This window comes from Moorena sp. SIO1G6 (assembly GCF_010672795.1).
Lineage (GTDB): Bacteria > Cyanobacteriota > Cyanobacteriia > Cyanobacteriales > Coleofasciculaceae > Moorena > Moorena producens.
Genome location: NZ_JAAHFZ010000019.1, coordinates 68,536 through 81,989, shown reverse-complemented (window position 1 = coordinate 81,989; position 13,454 = coordinate 68,536). Strand labels below are relative to the sequence as shown.

The window sequence follows — 13,454 nt, the reverse complement described above, 5'->3', positions numbered from 1 at the left end:
CCAAGTTTCCTTAAAAGCTATCAGCCGTCAGCTATCAGCTAACTGCTTATAGCTGATTATTTGTACTTTCCCTGTACTAGTCTCATGGAGTGAAAACTAGAAATGAACAGGTTATCTAACCACAACTGTCCTGTATGTGCCTCTGCCGATTTAGAGGTGTTTTTTGAGATGTTGGCGGTGCCAGTGTACTGTAATCTGCTGTGGCGATCGCGTCCAACTGCTCAAAACTGTTCCAAGGGAGATATCAAACTAGGGTTCTGTCCTAGCTGTGGTTTTATTAGCAACCTAGCCTTTGACCCTACTAAATTGGGTTATTGCCAGGACTATGAAAACTCCTTACACTACTCTCCCCGATTTCAAGACTATGCCCAATCCCTTGCCGCTGGATTGCTGAAGCGCCACAATCTCTACAATAAAGAAATTATTGAAATTGGTTGTGGCAAAGGGGATTTTCTCCTTTGCCTGTGTGAACTAGGTAATAACCGAGGAGTAGGTTTTGACCCGAGCTATGTTCCTAGGTCAGAGCATCAACAACTCCAGACTCAAGTCAAGTTTGTTCAAGATTTCTATTCACAGCTCTACCAAGAGTATCAAGCGGATCTAATTTGTTGTCGGCACACCCTAGAACACATTTCCAATCCCGCAGATTTGCTCAAGCCACTACGACAGGCGATCGGTTCTCGCCTTAATACCATTGTTTTCTTTGAAGTCCCCAACGCCTTAGATACCTTTCGCCATCTAGCGGTGTGGGACATTATCTATGAACACTGCTGCTATTTCGCCCCCTCTTCTCTAGGGCAAGCTTTTGTCAATGCTGGGTTTCAAGTTAGTGAAATCAAGGAGGCGTTTGGTGGTCAGTTCCTTTGCCTGGAAGCAAAGCCAGTCTATGGGGAAATCCCAAACAGCTATGGAAAACCCGATGAAATCGAGGTATTGACTCGCGATATTGCCAGCTTTACCGCTAGGTTTCAAGAGAAGTTAGAAAGCTGGCAGCACAAACTGACAACCATCGCTCAAACTGGGAAAAAAGCCGTAGCATGGGGTGCTGGCTCGAAAGGGGTTACTTTTTTGAATCTGCTCAAGAGCCAAGATGTGATTGATTACATCGTAGATCTCAATCCCCGCAAACAGGGGAAGTACGTTGCTGGAACGGGACAGGAAATTGTTCCACCAGAGTTTCTCCAGGATTACCAACCCGAGCTGGTTATTGTGATGAACCCGATCTATGAAGAAGAGATTCGACAGTTATGCAAAAATCTAGGTGTGAACTACCCCGACCTACTTCTTTGAGGTCGGGGCTTCCAGCTTGGCCTTTGGCCACGCTACGCGAACACGGAAGAATGCCTCAATTTGGACGGACGTCCGCGTCTTGGTCTTACTTCTTCTCCACTGGCGTTTACCTCCCCTGTCCCAGAGGAGGATAGCACTCTGATCCCTTCTGCTCTAATATTTTTAGCTGCATTACCATCTCTATCGTGGTGAGTTCCACAACTTGGACAAACCCAAGTCCTTACGTCTAGCGGCAACTCCTTGATGCGGTAATGACAATTAGAGCAGGTCTTGGAGCTGGGGAACCACCTGTTTATCTCAACCAACACTTTTCCTTCTTTTTCACATTTATAGGAAAGAAAGTTGACAAAAGTTCCCCAACCTAGATCAGAAATTGCTTTAGCTAGTTTATGGTTACGTTCGCGTAGCGTGCGCGTAGCGCTTACCATGCCCTTGACATTTAGATTTTCGACTACCACTACTTGGTTGTTGTCAACTATCTTTCTAGATAGCTTATGGAGGTAGTCTTGACGGACATTTCCAATCTGTTCGTATACCTTAGCTAAAATCTTTCTGGCTTTTATGCGCCTGTTACTACCCTTTTTCTTACGGGCAGCAATACGTTGCTTTTTAGCTAGTTTCTTTTCGTATTTAGCTAGGTGTTTTGGATTGCTAAACTTAGAAGTCTTTTCTCCATCATAGGTAATCGCAAAATCCTTAATGCCCAAGTCAATACCGATTACCTTCCCATCTGTAGATGGCTTGGCATCACCCAACTCATACTCCATTAGCACAGAAGCATAGTACTTCCCAGAAGGAGTCTTGCTAACCGTTACAGTTTTGATTTCCCCATCTAGTGGTCGGTGAATTACTGCTTTAACAACTCCCAACTTTCCAGGAAATTTAAGACAGTCGCCCACTTGTTTGACTTTTTGGGGGTACTGGATTGACTGACGGTGATGATATGACTTGAATCTAGGATATTTCGCTCTACCTTGGCCGTAGGCCACGCTACGCGAACAAAAAAGTTTTGATATGCACGACTGAGATTGAGACTCACAGATTGTAAAACCTGAGAGTAGCAATCTTTTAGCCATTCAGTTTCTTTCTCTTTTTTGAGTTTCGGCAGCATAGAGTTAAGTGCAGATTGTTTCAAGCCTTTGCCAGTTTCCTTGTAGGTTTCTATACACTGATTTAGTGCATAGTTCCACCACCAGCGAGCACACCCAAAATGTTGGGCTAATATATGAACCTGTTCTTGAGTGGGATAAATCCTGAGTTTGACGGCTTTATGTTTCACTGCGCTAACCTCTTTTATCGACCTTTGTTACTATTATATATATATCACAGTAACATGTCAAGCTAATTGAGGGGACGAAATTCCCCATCCCTGCGACGGGTGGGGAATTTCGTCCCCTCAAACTCCCCTACTCGTTAACTCCTGAGTTAATTTGTGTTTGATTGTTTTTGACTGTTGGCTTTAGTGATATCAAGTCCAGTTGAATACCCATCATCAAGAAGATTGATGGGGAGATTTTCAAATGTCTCCGATGAAGTCAACCGCCGCCAACAATAGTGACAATTTCGAGCTGGTCTCCCTCCTGCATTTGAGTCTGGCTCCAAAACTGCCGATGGAGAATTTCACCATTGTATTCTACCGCCACCAGGCGCGGATTTAAGCCTAGCTGTTCTAATAGCTGGGGTAGTTTAGTGTCACAAGAGCAGGTACGGGATTCACCATTAACTTCAAGGGTAATTTGAGTTGTGTTATTATAAATCATGAACGAATATTTACCAGCAAGCTATTAAAAATTAGTCACTATTACTTATTACCTAACACGTCCAACTATTATCAAGTTTGATGACATTAGGGTTTAGAAACCCCAGCTTCAAGAGATCGAAGAGTGTGCTCTCGTTTGAGCTGGGACAGAAAATATTGAGTCACTAGAGTTGGTTGTTCCGCCTCCATTATCCCCCGCACAACCGCCACTCGTTGAGCTCCGGCATCCAAGACATAGTTTAAATTGTTTGGATCAATTCCCCCAATTGCAAACCATGGAATTGTAGCATGCTCTTTAGCATACTTGACATAATCCAAACCAGCGGCTGGCTTACTCGGTTTAGTAGGGGTTTCATAGACCGGTCCAACACCAATATAATCTGCTCCTTCAGCAATTGCCCGGTGTAGTTCATCAGGGTTAGTAGTCGAGCAACCAATGATACGCTGGGAGCCGAGGAGCTGCCTTGCTAAGGAAATTGGCACATCTTGTTGTCCGATATGAACCCCATCAGCCTCCACTGCCAGAGCTAAATCTACCCGGTCATTCATAATAAACAAAGCACCGTAGTGATGGCACAGCTGGCAAAGTTTCTGAGCATCAGCCAGTCTGTCCCCATCATCTGCTTGTTTTTCCCGGTACTGTACCAAGGTTAGTCCACCTTGGAGAGCAGCCTCTACTTTGGCAAACCACTGGTCTGACAAGGATGTAATCAAGTAGAGATGCGATCGCTCTAGCAACTGATGACGCTGATATCCCAGTAAATGGCTTTCCAGGGTGTAAACCCGATAGCGCATCTGCTTAAAGGCGATACCCATCTGAGCATCGTATAGCTTACCATATTCTTCCAACACCCGTAGTGCTTCTTGAACCCGACACAAATTAGCCTGTAAAAGCTGCTGAATGCTCGAACGTCGTTCTTCCTGGGGATGAGTTAGTCCAGTCCCTGGATCCCCTGAGGTATCTCGGAAGATCCTGATTTCTGAGCTGTGCCAACGGGCTAATTCCTGGCGCATTTCCTTGCACTCCCCAGCCATCTGGGCGCTGTTGAGACCAAAGCGGCACCACTCCTCAATAATTCGCAAGCCTTCTCTAGCTCGGTCTAAATTTGCATCCAAAATTCGGCAGATCGCCGATTTTTGACCCATAATGCCGCTGTGTTGGTCATCCATTACTAACTACTCCATTATTCTCTATCCTAACAGTGGATGGAAAGCTTGTTTATCCGGTCAGTAACATTTAGCAACGGACACATTTCAAGTGATAAATGATTACAAATAGATTACAAATATCCTAGTTTATGGATACGATCAAGCTTGACATTCAACTCAACTCTTATGTCAAATTCCATGAACATTGGACCAAAGGAGAACAGCCATGAGTTTGATCAGAATTCACACCATAGAATTAACTATTTCCAATCCCGTAGCGTGGCCGAAGGCCAATCATTCCCACTGCCATCACCAACATCAGCCTAGAGGCTTTGATCTTGGGTTACCAGTGACAACGATTTTGCTGGGATTAACCTTTAGCATCTTCAGCCAAGCTATCCCTTCAAGAATGGTGCCACTAGGATTAGTAGGAGGAACCACAGCTTTAGCCCAATCAACTCAGGATGATCGGGGAAGGAACCTGGATCATACCATAGAAAGAAAATTTTTGTTTGTAAACCCAGTTACCGGAAACGACAGTAGTGGTGATGGCACCCAGGATTCACCGTTGAAAACTATCACTCAGGCGCTACAAGCTGCCCAGGCCAATACTGTGATTGTACTCTCTAGCGGTATCTACAGCAGTGACATGGGTGAAACCTTCCCCCTACTTCTGAAACCCGGTATCAAGCTACAGGGCAACCCCCGCACTAGAGGTCACGATGTGGTGATTCGCGGCGGTGGTACCTTTGTTAGTGCCACGGCTGCTAGTCACGATGTCCTAATCGTAGGTGCTGACCAAACGATTATTTCTGGCGTGACCCTTAACAATACTAATCCAGAAGGTTATGGTTTGTGGCTGGAAGTCGGTTCGGTTTTAGTGGAAGACAATACCTTAACTGGGAATACCAAAAGTGGGATTGCTGTGGAGGGAAATAGTACACCAACAATTCGCAGTAACTACTTCTACAACAATAAAGGCAATGGGCTCAGTATTTACGGAACCTCAAACACTCAAGTGGATGACAATGTATTTGAAAATAATGACTTAGGAATTCTGATTGCCGAAAACGTTGCACCCCATATCGTTAATAATCGCATCACTGGCAATAAAAATGGGGTAGTGGTTGAAACCAATGCTCAACCATTTTTCCAGAATAACCTCATTGAAAATTCCCAACTGGATGGATTAGTCCTCAAGGTCGGAGCTAATCCGGATTGGGGAAATTCACCAGAATCAACAAACAATACATTAAACAATAAATTAAACAATACATTTCGAGGCAATGGGCGGTTTGACATTAACAATCAGGAGTCTGAGCCTACTGTGATTGCTTTTGGTAATCAGCTAGGGCAGGAAACTAAAAGTGAGGTTAATTCAGTAAAAACTGAAAACGATATCATTCAAAAGTCGGAGGTTGAAACACCAGCTTTTAGTAAACCAGCTGTTAGTAAACCAGCCAGTACACCTGATGCTTCTGATAACCAAGCCGTTGTCATGGCAGAAAACTCTAATAACTCACAGAAGACTAAGCCTAATTCTCAGGAGAATCCAACCACCCCCAGCCAAGTCGTCCCATCCCAACCACCTGCCGAGAAGGAACCTACAAAGGAACCGACATCTGCTCAGGTCTCAGCAGCTTCATTTCCCGTTCCATCGAGTTTGGAGTCTCAGGCATCTACCTCGACTGATAACATCAGCAAAGACGCAGCACTAAATAATTCTGCAAGTACTGAATCTTCTAGACCAGCAGCAAGGTCCCAAACTCAGAGTCAGGAAACCTCTCAAACCCAACAGCCTTCTGATGCTAGGACTCAACGTTCACATTCTCAACCCCTGACACCCCTAACTCTGAAAGTTATTCAAAATCAGGAGCAGTCATCTTTTGAGGAACCAACATCTTCACCTAAACCAGGAGAGGATTCTAGCAGTTTTACTACAGCTTCACCGTCACAGGAAGTGATTGATGCGTCAAGTGACAGGTCAAAACCAACACCGGCAGCAGCCTCGACTGAGGAGGTTAACGTTATGATGTCAATGTCTAGTCAGATCAGTACACCGGTTAATCAAAATACTAGTAATCAAGATACTAGTGCTAGCTCCAATTCAGGTAGCTCAATTCCAGTGTTTTCTACAAGTACCCAATCAAACTCGGAACAAAGGGGACCTCAAGAGAATAATCCTACTTCAGCTCTACCCAGTCAGGGTTACCGGATTTTGGTAAATGCTGAGAGTGAGCAGCAACAAGATTTAATGCGATCGCTAATTCCCGATTCTTTCCTGACCTCCTTTGAAGGAAGAACTGTGATGCAAGCCGGATTGTTCACAACCCTCGAAAATATTGATCGGGTGCTGAAATTACTCAGTAGTTATGGTTTGAGCACCACTATTGTGCCTCTGAATTACTGATCAAACCAGGGAACAGGGGTAAGTTATCAGCTATCAGCACCTCAAGTATCAGCCTATGGACTACTTGAGGTGCTAGTTGAGGTGCTATCAGCCAAAGGCCAAGGCCAAGGGTAAATCCCCAGACTTTGAATTTTATTTTAAGCTGACGGCTGACAGCACCTCAACTAGCGTGAGCCATTCGCGTAGCGTGGCCATAGGCCAAGGCTCACGGCTGAATGCTTACGAACTGGGAATGGGGAACATTAAACAGCAATGGTTTGACCAACTACAAGGGAACTTAACACAGTCGGAATTTTCAACACTATGGGACTTGTTTCAACAGGTATATTAACTACAGTCATAGTTAGTTGAGGTGTTTTGCCCAATTAATGTTTTATAATGTTTTTTATAATGTTTTTTCTATTTTAAAGGGATTCCACAGAAGTTAGGATATTGAGCATCTCTGTTCACTATCTATTGAATATAATAAATTCCCGGAGCAATTCTAAAAGCTCTGATGAAATCTCATGACCCATATCTAATTCTCTGTACTGCACTGCTGCTCCCAAGTTGAGCAAATAATCTCGTAACCGGTTAGCAGCAGTTAAAGGAACAACCGTATCTTGTCTACCATGAACAATTAGAATGGACGGCAAGGATGAATCAACCTTTTGAGGGGTTCGATGCATATAGCCACTCAATAAGGCTAAACCTGCCAGGGGTAAGGTTAACCCTACATCTAGAGCCATTGCCCCACCTTGAGAAAAGCCACACAAAATTGTCGAGGACAGGGGAATACCTGTAAAACCTTGGAGAGAATGGAGCCAGTAGTTCAAGCGCTCTTCGCTTTCTTCTAATCTCCGATAGTCGTCTCTTGACAAGTCGTACCACATTCTGCCACCAGTTACCTGAGGGTGACTAAAAGGAGCATCGGGAATTAAAAATTGGGTGTTGGGCAAGTTTAACAATGGCACTAGAGATGCCACAGCTTGAGCATTAGCACCCCAACCGTGTAAAGCTACGACCAATCGTGCTGGTAGTTGACCGTTTGCTGGTGGAATTGAAATCGCTTCGAGAGACAGGCCTCTTACTCCTGAAGAACACAAGTGATCAGGATTCCAGATAGATGGGCTGAACTAGCGCACATTGAAGCTCTCCCCTAGGGAGTAGGTTTGAGGACTTAATCGGGGCTGCAACGCCACATCAGCCGAATAGCTAACTTACTTTATGCCGCGCTTTTCTAGTTTCAGCCCAAGATATCTGTTAATCTGAGCATAATATCACCAATCTGCTACATTTGTAAAGCTGTCGTGCTTTAGGATAATGTGGCGATCGCTATCAATAGTAATGGCTCCCTCATTCTTGAACTTGCTGAGCAGTCGGGTAACTGTAACCCGCGTCGTTCCAATCCCATTAGCTAAATCCTGATGAGTAAGACGCATTCCGATCCGAATACCTTCTGGTACTGGCTCACCAACTTCCCGTTTTAATAGCAATAGTAAATGTTGTAAGCGTACCTCAACCCGGCGCTGACCCGAGATTGCTAACAGGATCTCTGTCTGTCGCATCCGACGCACTAGTTGGGGTAAGATAGTTTGAGCTATATAGGGAGAATTGTTGATTTCAGCTAAAGAATACCATTTGAGACGGACATCAGTTAGGGCGATTGCCTGATAACTTGACAGCACAGAAAACCAATTACCAAAGAATGCAGAAGACTCTGCCCAACCTAACCATATCTCTTCCCCTTCTGGGGAAAGGGTACTGAGTTGGACTCGGCCCTCGTCTACCTCCCAAACACCCTGTGCTACTAGAGGGATCTGCTCACCCCTAGCGTAGAAATGCAATCGGCGTTTAACCTTTGGATCTTGCTGCTTTCTCTCTAGAATTGCTCTCGAAAATTGGTGCATAGGGGCAACTCTGGTGGATACTTTCCCTACCTTAAGGCAATAAGGTAAAGGGTCGGTAATCAAGAGATTAAGCCATTACACAGAGGAACAAGATCGATGTTACCTCTGAGTCATTGTCCTTAACCTGCCTACCACTAAAATGCCCTTTATAAAATTAATTATGTAAGTATGACGTAGAAGTATGAGCTATGAATGATCAAGGATGAAGTATGAAGATCGATGTCACAGATGAGTCATTGTCCCTATCTCCCCTACCGCTAAAACGCCCTTTATTAATGGTTGGTCACGGCACTAGAGACCCCGATGGGCGTCAGACTTTCCTTGATTTTGCCCACACCTATCAAACCTTGAACCGTTCTCGGCCAGTAGTGCCTTGTTTTTTGGAACTGACTGGTCCAACTATTCAACAAGGAGTAGAGAGTTGTGTCCAGCAGGGTTATACAGAATTGACTGTATTACCGATTTTACTGTTTGCAGCTCGCCACAATAAATTTGATGTTACTAACGAGTTAGACCGGGCAAGGGCAAAATATCCCCAAGTCAAATTTCACTACGGGCGTCATTTTGGAATTACTACGGGAATTCTGGATTTATGGCGGCAACGGCTTGCCAAACTTGACCAACCCCAACCAGAGTTACCCGTTAGCCAGTTGAACGGTGAACGTTCCCATCTAGAACCTTCAACACAACAACCTCTAGCCTTAAAAAAGGACACAGTACTTCTATTTGTTGGTCGTGGCTCCAGTGACCCTGATGCTAATGGTGATGTTTACAAAATGGCTCGCATGCTCTGGGAAGGCAGTGGCTATAAAACTGTGGAAACCTGCTTTATTGGCATTACCCATCCTCGGTTAGAAGAAGGCTTCCGTCGCGCCCGACTATACCAACCTAAGCATATTATAGTACTTCCTTACTTCCTATTTACCGGGGCTTTAGTAAAAAAGATTTTTGATATCACAGCTCAGCAGCAGAAACTTTATCCAGAGATTCCCTTGACCTGTTTACCAGAAATGGGAATTCAGCCTCAGCTGCTATCTGTGCTCAGGGACCGAGAAATCGAGGCTCAGTTGGGGCAAGTGCAGATGAATTGTGAGATGTGTAAGTTCCGCCTAGCAGCGATTGGTAATGGTGCTGACAACGGACACTCCCACCACCATCACCACGGGCATCACCACCACCACCACTCTCACCAGCATAATCACAATACTCCAGACCCCTATCAAGATTTGGAAAAATACCACCAGCGTATTTGGCAAGCACCCTAGGGTTGGCCGGTTGAACGCGATCGCGTGGCCTTTTGGCCAAGGTTAACAGGTTGGCTGGTTGAAGGTTGAAGGTTGGCTGGTTGAAGGTTGAAGGTTGGCTGGTTGAAGGTTGACAGGTTTAAGGTTAACAGCTTGAAGGTTAACAGCTTGAAGGTTAATCCAGACAACCTCCAACCTATACTACAAGGGACGCCTGGGCAAGAACAACATTCAACCAAAGAACCTACCCTACACCGAACGCCAAAGGCGAACAACCCCATAACCTTCAACCTTCAACCCCATAACCTTCAACCTTCAACCTTCAACCTTCAACCTTCAACCTTTAACCCCATAACCTTGGCCAATAGGCCACGCTTCGCGAACAACCTTCAACCCCATAACCTTTTTTGACTGACCAATGTCTCAAGACTTTAACGTTGGCGATCGCGTAAGAGTAATTACATTACCACGCTACGTCAAAACTGCTGAACCAATGCCCATGTTACGACCTCCTGATGTGATTAAAGTTGGGGAAGAGGGAGTAATCCTCGACCGACGTCCAGGAGGATACTGGGGTGTTCGCTTTTCTAGAGGAGCATTTCTGATCGATAGTCAGTACATTGAGTTAGTTCAGGAGGAAAATCCAAACCCCTAAATGCTAATCGCTTTTTCCTGCTGATGTGCTTCTGCCCATGTACCTTATTTACAAGATGAGCTTAATATTATCCATAGCGATTACAATTTTGCAGTCTGAACGTGACTTGGGAGATAGATGTGTACAGCTTCCTACAGTCCCTCGGAATTGCCAACCCTAGGGGAAGTGGCTGGCTGGCAGTCATATTAACTTTCGGATTGGCATGGGCAGTGACTAGATGCTTGATGCCAACTTTACGCTCATTTGCCTTGGAGGTTGGTTGGGCTGACCAACCCAATGCTCGGCGGCTTAACCAAGAACCCTTACCCAATGCAGGAGGCTTAGCTATCTATACCGGAGTCGTAGCTGCACTGGTACTAGCTACTCTCCTTAGACCGATTGTCATCGAAGGGGTGTTAGCTCAAGTGCTGACTATTCTCCTGGGGGGCTCGGTTCTGGTACTGGTAGGTTTTATTGATGATCAATTTGGTTTGCCTGCCTATGTACGCTTGTCGGTTCAAATTATTGCTGCCCTGTTGTTAGTGGCTAGTGGTGCAGGGATTAAAGCCACCTTCGGGACTCCGATTGATGTCCAACTCTCCATGTTACTTACGGTTCTATGGGTTGTGGGTATTACTAATGCCATTAACCTTATGGATGGGATGGATGGTTTAGCAGCAGGGGTCAGCTTTATTACTGCTATGAGCCTGTTAGCGGTTTCAGCTCAGTTTCCCAGTCGTGCCGCAGCAACATTGCTTCTGGCAGCCCTAGGGGGGTCAGCTCTTGGCTTTTTGCGCCATAACTTCCATCCTTCCCACATTATTATGGGAGATGCAGGTGCGTACTTTTTCGGGTATGTACTAGCTGCCAGCAGCATTTTAGGGTCTTTAAAAGTGACTACGGTATTTGCCCTAGTCCCTCCAGTAGTGTTTTTGCTATTGCCAGTTCTAGATACTACTCAGGTATTTGTGCGACGGTTGATCAATGGTAAAAACCCTCTAACTACCCCAGGTAAAGACCACCTACATCACCGCTTGTTAGCCTTTGGTTTTTCCCAGCGCTATGTTGCCCTTATCCTTTGGGGCATTACCTTAGTGTCTAACTGGCTAGCGATGAAACTACAAGATATGACTCCTAGGGTGATCTATGCCACGACAGGGGGTATCATTTTGCTGTTAGGCATTACTGTTTTGCAAAGAATTAGAGCGAAATGAAGCGTTGCCCAATTGTGGAATGATTCAGGGTAATCGGTAATTGGTCATGGGTCATGGGTAATTGGTAACTGACCCAACTCTACTTGGTATCCCAAACGATAGTCAGCAATGCCCTGGTCAGTGCTGGCAAGAGCAGCATGTGCGTAGGGCGTAAGCTGACTACTCTTGCTCTGGAATTGAACGGACAATCAGCCCGCATTCCACCATCTTCGCGATAGCAAGTGGTGGTTAGGGCGCAAGGGAAGTGGGTTGGCATTTGTGGTATAATTTGCTTAACTACTTTGGCACTATTACCCTCCAGACCAAGAAAGCTGGGAATTAAGGGTAGATATAAGACCGATGTAGCCAAGTTCGTAACTCTTAAGTCTTGGTGTCGCCCGATTAGAAAAGTAGGGAGCTTGCGCCAAATAACGATACATAACCAAATACAGAATTTGTTTCTATAGGCTCTAGCCGGAAATGAGAACGAGGTTCAGTATGGCAAAAGTCCCTGCTGTTCACCGAGAAGCGCGGTTTCCGAGTATACGGGTAGCTGTCTCTATCGAGAAGAGTGTCCTACTTGGATACCACCACCTCGCCCTTAGGCAGGTGGTGGTGCTTCATATATTAAGATATATTAAATTGTCAATTAAATTGACATATTATACGAGACCGCTGCTAAAATAAATTGGGGGTCAGACCCTACATAATTTAATTGGGATTAAATGATATAATATGCATTTTATTATTATATCCCGATTAAATCACCTGCTTTGAGGCGATTTGCTAGCAACAAAGCCGCCCTCTTCAGTAAGCAGCAAGACTACCGCAATTTAACAGATCACTTATTGATGCAAAGCGCGAGTAGGGGTTTCTCCCAAGACCGCTTAGGTGCCCTTGACCCGTAATTAAATTCGCCACGGGTCGCACCTCTGCATCGCTTTACCCAATTTCTTGCTTGCAGCGGTTAAAGATGACCAATTACCCCTTAATTAATCTCTTACTACCAGCTGTAGTTATCTCCAGCACGATATTTTCTAGTTTGACCTTACCGTTTGTTTTCAACAAATCAAAACCAATCGTTGTTGAAGTTAAACCGTTTTTCAACGTCGAACTTAAACCTATCTTCCATGAAGACCATAAGGATTTAGCAATTCCTTATCTTGGCGTTGCCATCCTAGTGAGTGTGTTAGCTGGTCTTGGCACTGTTGAAGTGGGAAGGCAATGGCAAAAATACCAAGCATCAGTCAGAGAAAACAACAGACAACTCCTCCAGCAGATCCAATCCCTCAACCAAGCCGAATCCGAACCAGAGGATGAACCAGATGTTCCAGAATACCAACCAGATGTTTCAGCAATAGCTCTTACCCAGACCGATGATTGGGTCAGAGGTCGAGCACTAACTCCTCCTAACACTCAATCGTTTGCTGTTGAACAACCCTATGGTGTTGTTGCAACCAATAAAGTTATTCAGTTTAAACGGAATAGAGTAGCTCAAACTAGAGGGATGGCTGTAAATGCCAACCAACTCAAGTTTTACCCTGAATCCCAAAACAATAATTCAGTTCAACTCGGAGCTTCCCCTGTTCCTGCTCTTGCTCTCCTTCAGGATTTGGAATTATCCTCCAGTCATATTATTAAATCCCGTCAGGATTACCAAATCTGCTGGATTAACGTACCTCATTTAAGCAGACGCTTATTAGCCATTAACGTTGATGGTCAATACTACAGTTTTTTACGATTAGAAAAAACCCAAGAACAACTGATCGCTATCTTGTCTAAGGTAGCTGATCAGCTGGATAAAATAGTAATTACTCATATCGATAAAGGCTATGTAATTTGGAATTGGGAACAGGAGGTATTATCTAATAATTAATTTGGAATAT

General features: G+C 44.8%; 14 protein-coding genes and 1 pseudogene. 8 read left to right on the top strand and 7 right to left on the bottom strand.

The window, feature by feature from the left end:
• Positions 1-102 precede the first annotated feature (102 nt).
• Positions 103-1,290, top strand: a complete 1,188-nt coding sequence (locus tag F6K63_RS19280; protein ID WP_287312924.1) for a class I SAM-dependent methyltransferase — start codon at positions 103-105, stop codon at positions 1,288-1,290.
• Positions 1,291-1,322: 32 nt separating this feature from the next.
• Here F6K63_RS19280 and F6K63_RS19275 read toward each other — a convergent pair.
• The 3 genes and pseudogenes from F6K63_RS19275 to F6K63_RS19265 all read right to left on the bottom strand — a co-directional run bounded on the left by F6K63_RS19275 (position 1,323) and on the right by F6K63_RS19265 (position 4,219).
• Positions 1,323-2,569 (bottom strand): annotated as a pseudogene (locus tag F6K63_RS19275) (RNA-guided endonuclease InsQ/TnpB family protein).
• A gap of 256 nt (positions 2,570-2,825) precedes the next feature.
• Positions 2,826-3,050: a sulfur carrier protein ThiS gene (thiS, locus tag F6K63_RS19270; protein WP_071102252.1), complete on the bottom strand. Its 225-nt coding sequence runs from the start codon at positions 3,048-3,050 to the stop codon at positions 2,826-2,828.
• Between the two features lie 86 nt (positions 3,051-3,136).
• Complete coding sequence (locus F6K63_RS19265) at positions 3,137-4,219, bottom strand: thiamine phosphate synthase (protein WP_287312923.1); 1,083 nt, start codon at positions 4,217-4,219, stop codon at positions 3,137-3,139.
• Positions 4,220-4,424: 205 nt separating this feature from the next.
• On the opposite strand from F6K63_RS19265, the gene F6K63_RS19260 reads away from it, so the two are divergent.
• Entirely contained in the window at positions 4,425-6,608 is a 2,184-nt protein-coding gene (locus tag F6K63_RS19260; protein WP_287312922.1) for a DUF1565 domain-containing protein, read from the top strand.
• Positions 6,609-6,684: 76 nt separating this feature from the next.
• Positions 6,685-6,939 carry a hypothetical protein gene (locus F6K63_RS19255; protein ID WP_008182940.1) on the top strand — a complete coding sequence of 85 codons (255 nt, stop codon included), beginning with the start codon at positions 6,685-6,687 and terminating at the stop codon, positions 6,937-6,939.
• A 118-nt stretch (positions 6,940-7,057) separates the two neighbouring features.
• Here the strand turns inward: F6K63_RS19255 and F6K63_RS19250 are convergent, their stop codons facing one another.
• Together F6K63_RS19250 and F6K63_RS19245 are read right to left on the bottom strand one after the other, a co-directional pair.
• Entirely contained in the window at positions 7,058-7,669 is a 612-nt protein-coding gene (locus tag F6K63_RS19250; protein WP_044492816.1) for an alpha/beta hydrolase, read from the bottom strand.
• 198 nt (positions 7,670-7,867) lie between these two features.
• Positions 7,868-8,497 (bottom strand): Crp/Fnr family transcriptional regulator, encoded by a 630-nt coding sequence (locus tag F6K63_RS19245; RefSeq protein ID WP_287312921.1) that lies wholly within the window; start codon positions 8,495-8,497, stop codon positions 7,868-7,870.
• 209 nt (positions 8,498-8,706) lie between these two features.
• Here F6K63_RS19245 and F6K63_RS19240 point away from each other — a divergent pair, with 209 nt between their 5' ends.
• Entirely contained in the window at positions 8,707-9,762 is a 1,056-nt protein-coding gene (locus tag F6K63_RS19240) for a sirohydrochlorin chelatase (RefSeq protein ID WP_008182946.1), read from the top strand.
• Here F6K63_RS19240 and F6K63_RS19235 read toward each other — a convergent pair.
• Positions 9,759-9,929 (bottom strand): hypothetical protein, encoded by a 171-nt coding sequence (locus tag F6K63_RS19235; protein WP_287249349.1) that lies wholly within the window; start codon positions 9,927-9,929, stop codon positions 9,759-9,761. The genes F6K63_RS19240 and F6K63_RS19235 overlap by 4 nt on opposite strands.
• On the opposite strand from F6K63_RS19235, the gene F6K63_RS19230 reads away from it, so the two are divergent.
• From F6K63_RS19230 to F6K63_RS19220, 3 genes are all read left to right on the top strand, one after another.
• Positions 9,910-10,152 carry a hypothetical protein gene (locus F6K63_RS19230; RefSeq protein ID WP_131826832.1) on the top strand — a complete coding sequence of 81 codons (243 nt, stop codon included), beginning with the start codon at positions 9,910-9,912 and terminating at the stop codon, positions 10,150-10,152. The two genes, F6K63_RS19235 and F6K63_RS19230, sit on opposite strands and share 20 nt — an antisense overlap.
• A 7-nt stretch (positions 10,153-10,159) precedes the next feature.
• Complete coding sequence (sipA, locus tag F6K63_RS19225) at positions 10,160-10,396, top strand: regulatory protein SipA (protein ID WP_008182949.1); 237 nt, start codon at positions 10,160-10,162, stop codon at positions 10,394-10,396.
• A gap of 113 nt (positions 10,397-10,509) precedes the next feature.
• On the top strand, positions 10,510-11,589 hold the full coding sequence (locus F6K63_RS19220) for an MraY family glycosyltransferase (RefSeq protein WP_044492818.1): 1,080 nt from the start codon (positions 10,510-10,512) through the stop codon (positions 11,587-11,589).
• Between the two features lie 79 nt (positions 11,590-11,668).
• Here the strand turns inward: F6K63_RS19220 and F6K63_RS19215 are convergent, their stop codons facing one another.
• Positions 11,669-11,938, bottom strand: coding sequence for a hypothetical protein (locus F6K63_RS19215; RefSeq protein WP_131826833.1), 270 nt, complete (start codon positions 11,936-11,938; stop codon positions 11,669-11,671).
• Positions 11,939-12,541: 603 nt separating this feature from the next.
• Between F6K63_RS19215 and F6K63_RS19210 the strand changes: the two genes are divergently transcribed.
• Positions 12,542-13,444 carry a hypothetical protein gene (locus F6K63_RS19210; protein WP_008182953.1) on the top strand — a complete coding sequence of 301 codons (903 nt, stop codon included), beginning with the start codon at positions 12,542-12,544 and terminating at the stop codon, positions 13,442-13,444.
• Positions 13,445-13,454 lie beyond the last annotated feature (10 nt).

Excerpts from the sequence above, each read along its gene's own strand:
- F6K63_RS19280 (WP_287312924.1), top strand. The coding sequence starts at position 103 with ATGAACAGGTTATCTAACCACAACTGTCCTGTATGTGCCTCTGCCGAT.
- thiS (WP_071102252.1), bottom strand. The coding sequence starts at position 3,050 with ATGATTTATAATAACACAACTCAAATTACCCTTGAAGTTAATGGTGAA.
- F6K63_RS19265 (WP_287312923.1), bottom strand. The coding sequence starts at position 4,219 with ATGGATGACCAACACAGCGGCATTATGGGTCAAAAATCGGCGATCTGC.
- F6K63_RS19260 (WP_287312922.1), top strand. The coding sequence starts at position 4,425 with ATGAGTTTGATCAGAATTCACACCATAGAATTAACTATTTCCAATCCC.
- F6K63_RS19245 (WP_287312921.1), bottom strand. The coding sequence starts at position 8,497 with ATGCACCAATTTTCGAGAGCAATTCTAGAGAGAAAGCAGCAAGATCCA.
- F6K63_RS19240 (WP_008182946.1), top strand. The coding sequence starts at position 8,707 with ATGAAGATCGATGTCACAGATGAGTCATTGTCCCTATCTCCCCTACCG.
- sipA (WP_008182949.1), top strand. The coding sequence starts at position 10,160 with ATGTCTCAAGACTTTAACGTTGGCGATCGCGTAAGAGTAATTACATTA.
- F6K63_RS19210 (WP_008182953.1), top strand. The coding sequence starts at position 12,542 with ATGACCAATTACCCCTTAATTAATCTCTTACTACCAGCTGTAGTTATC.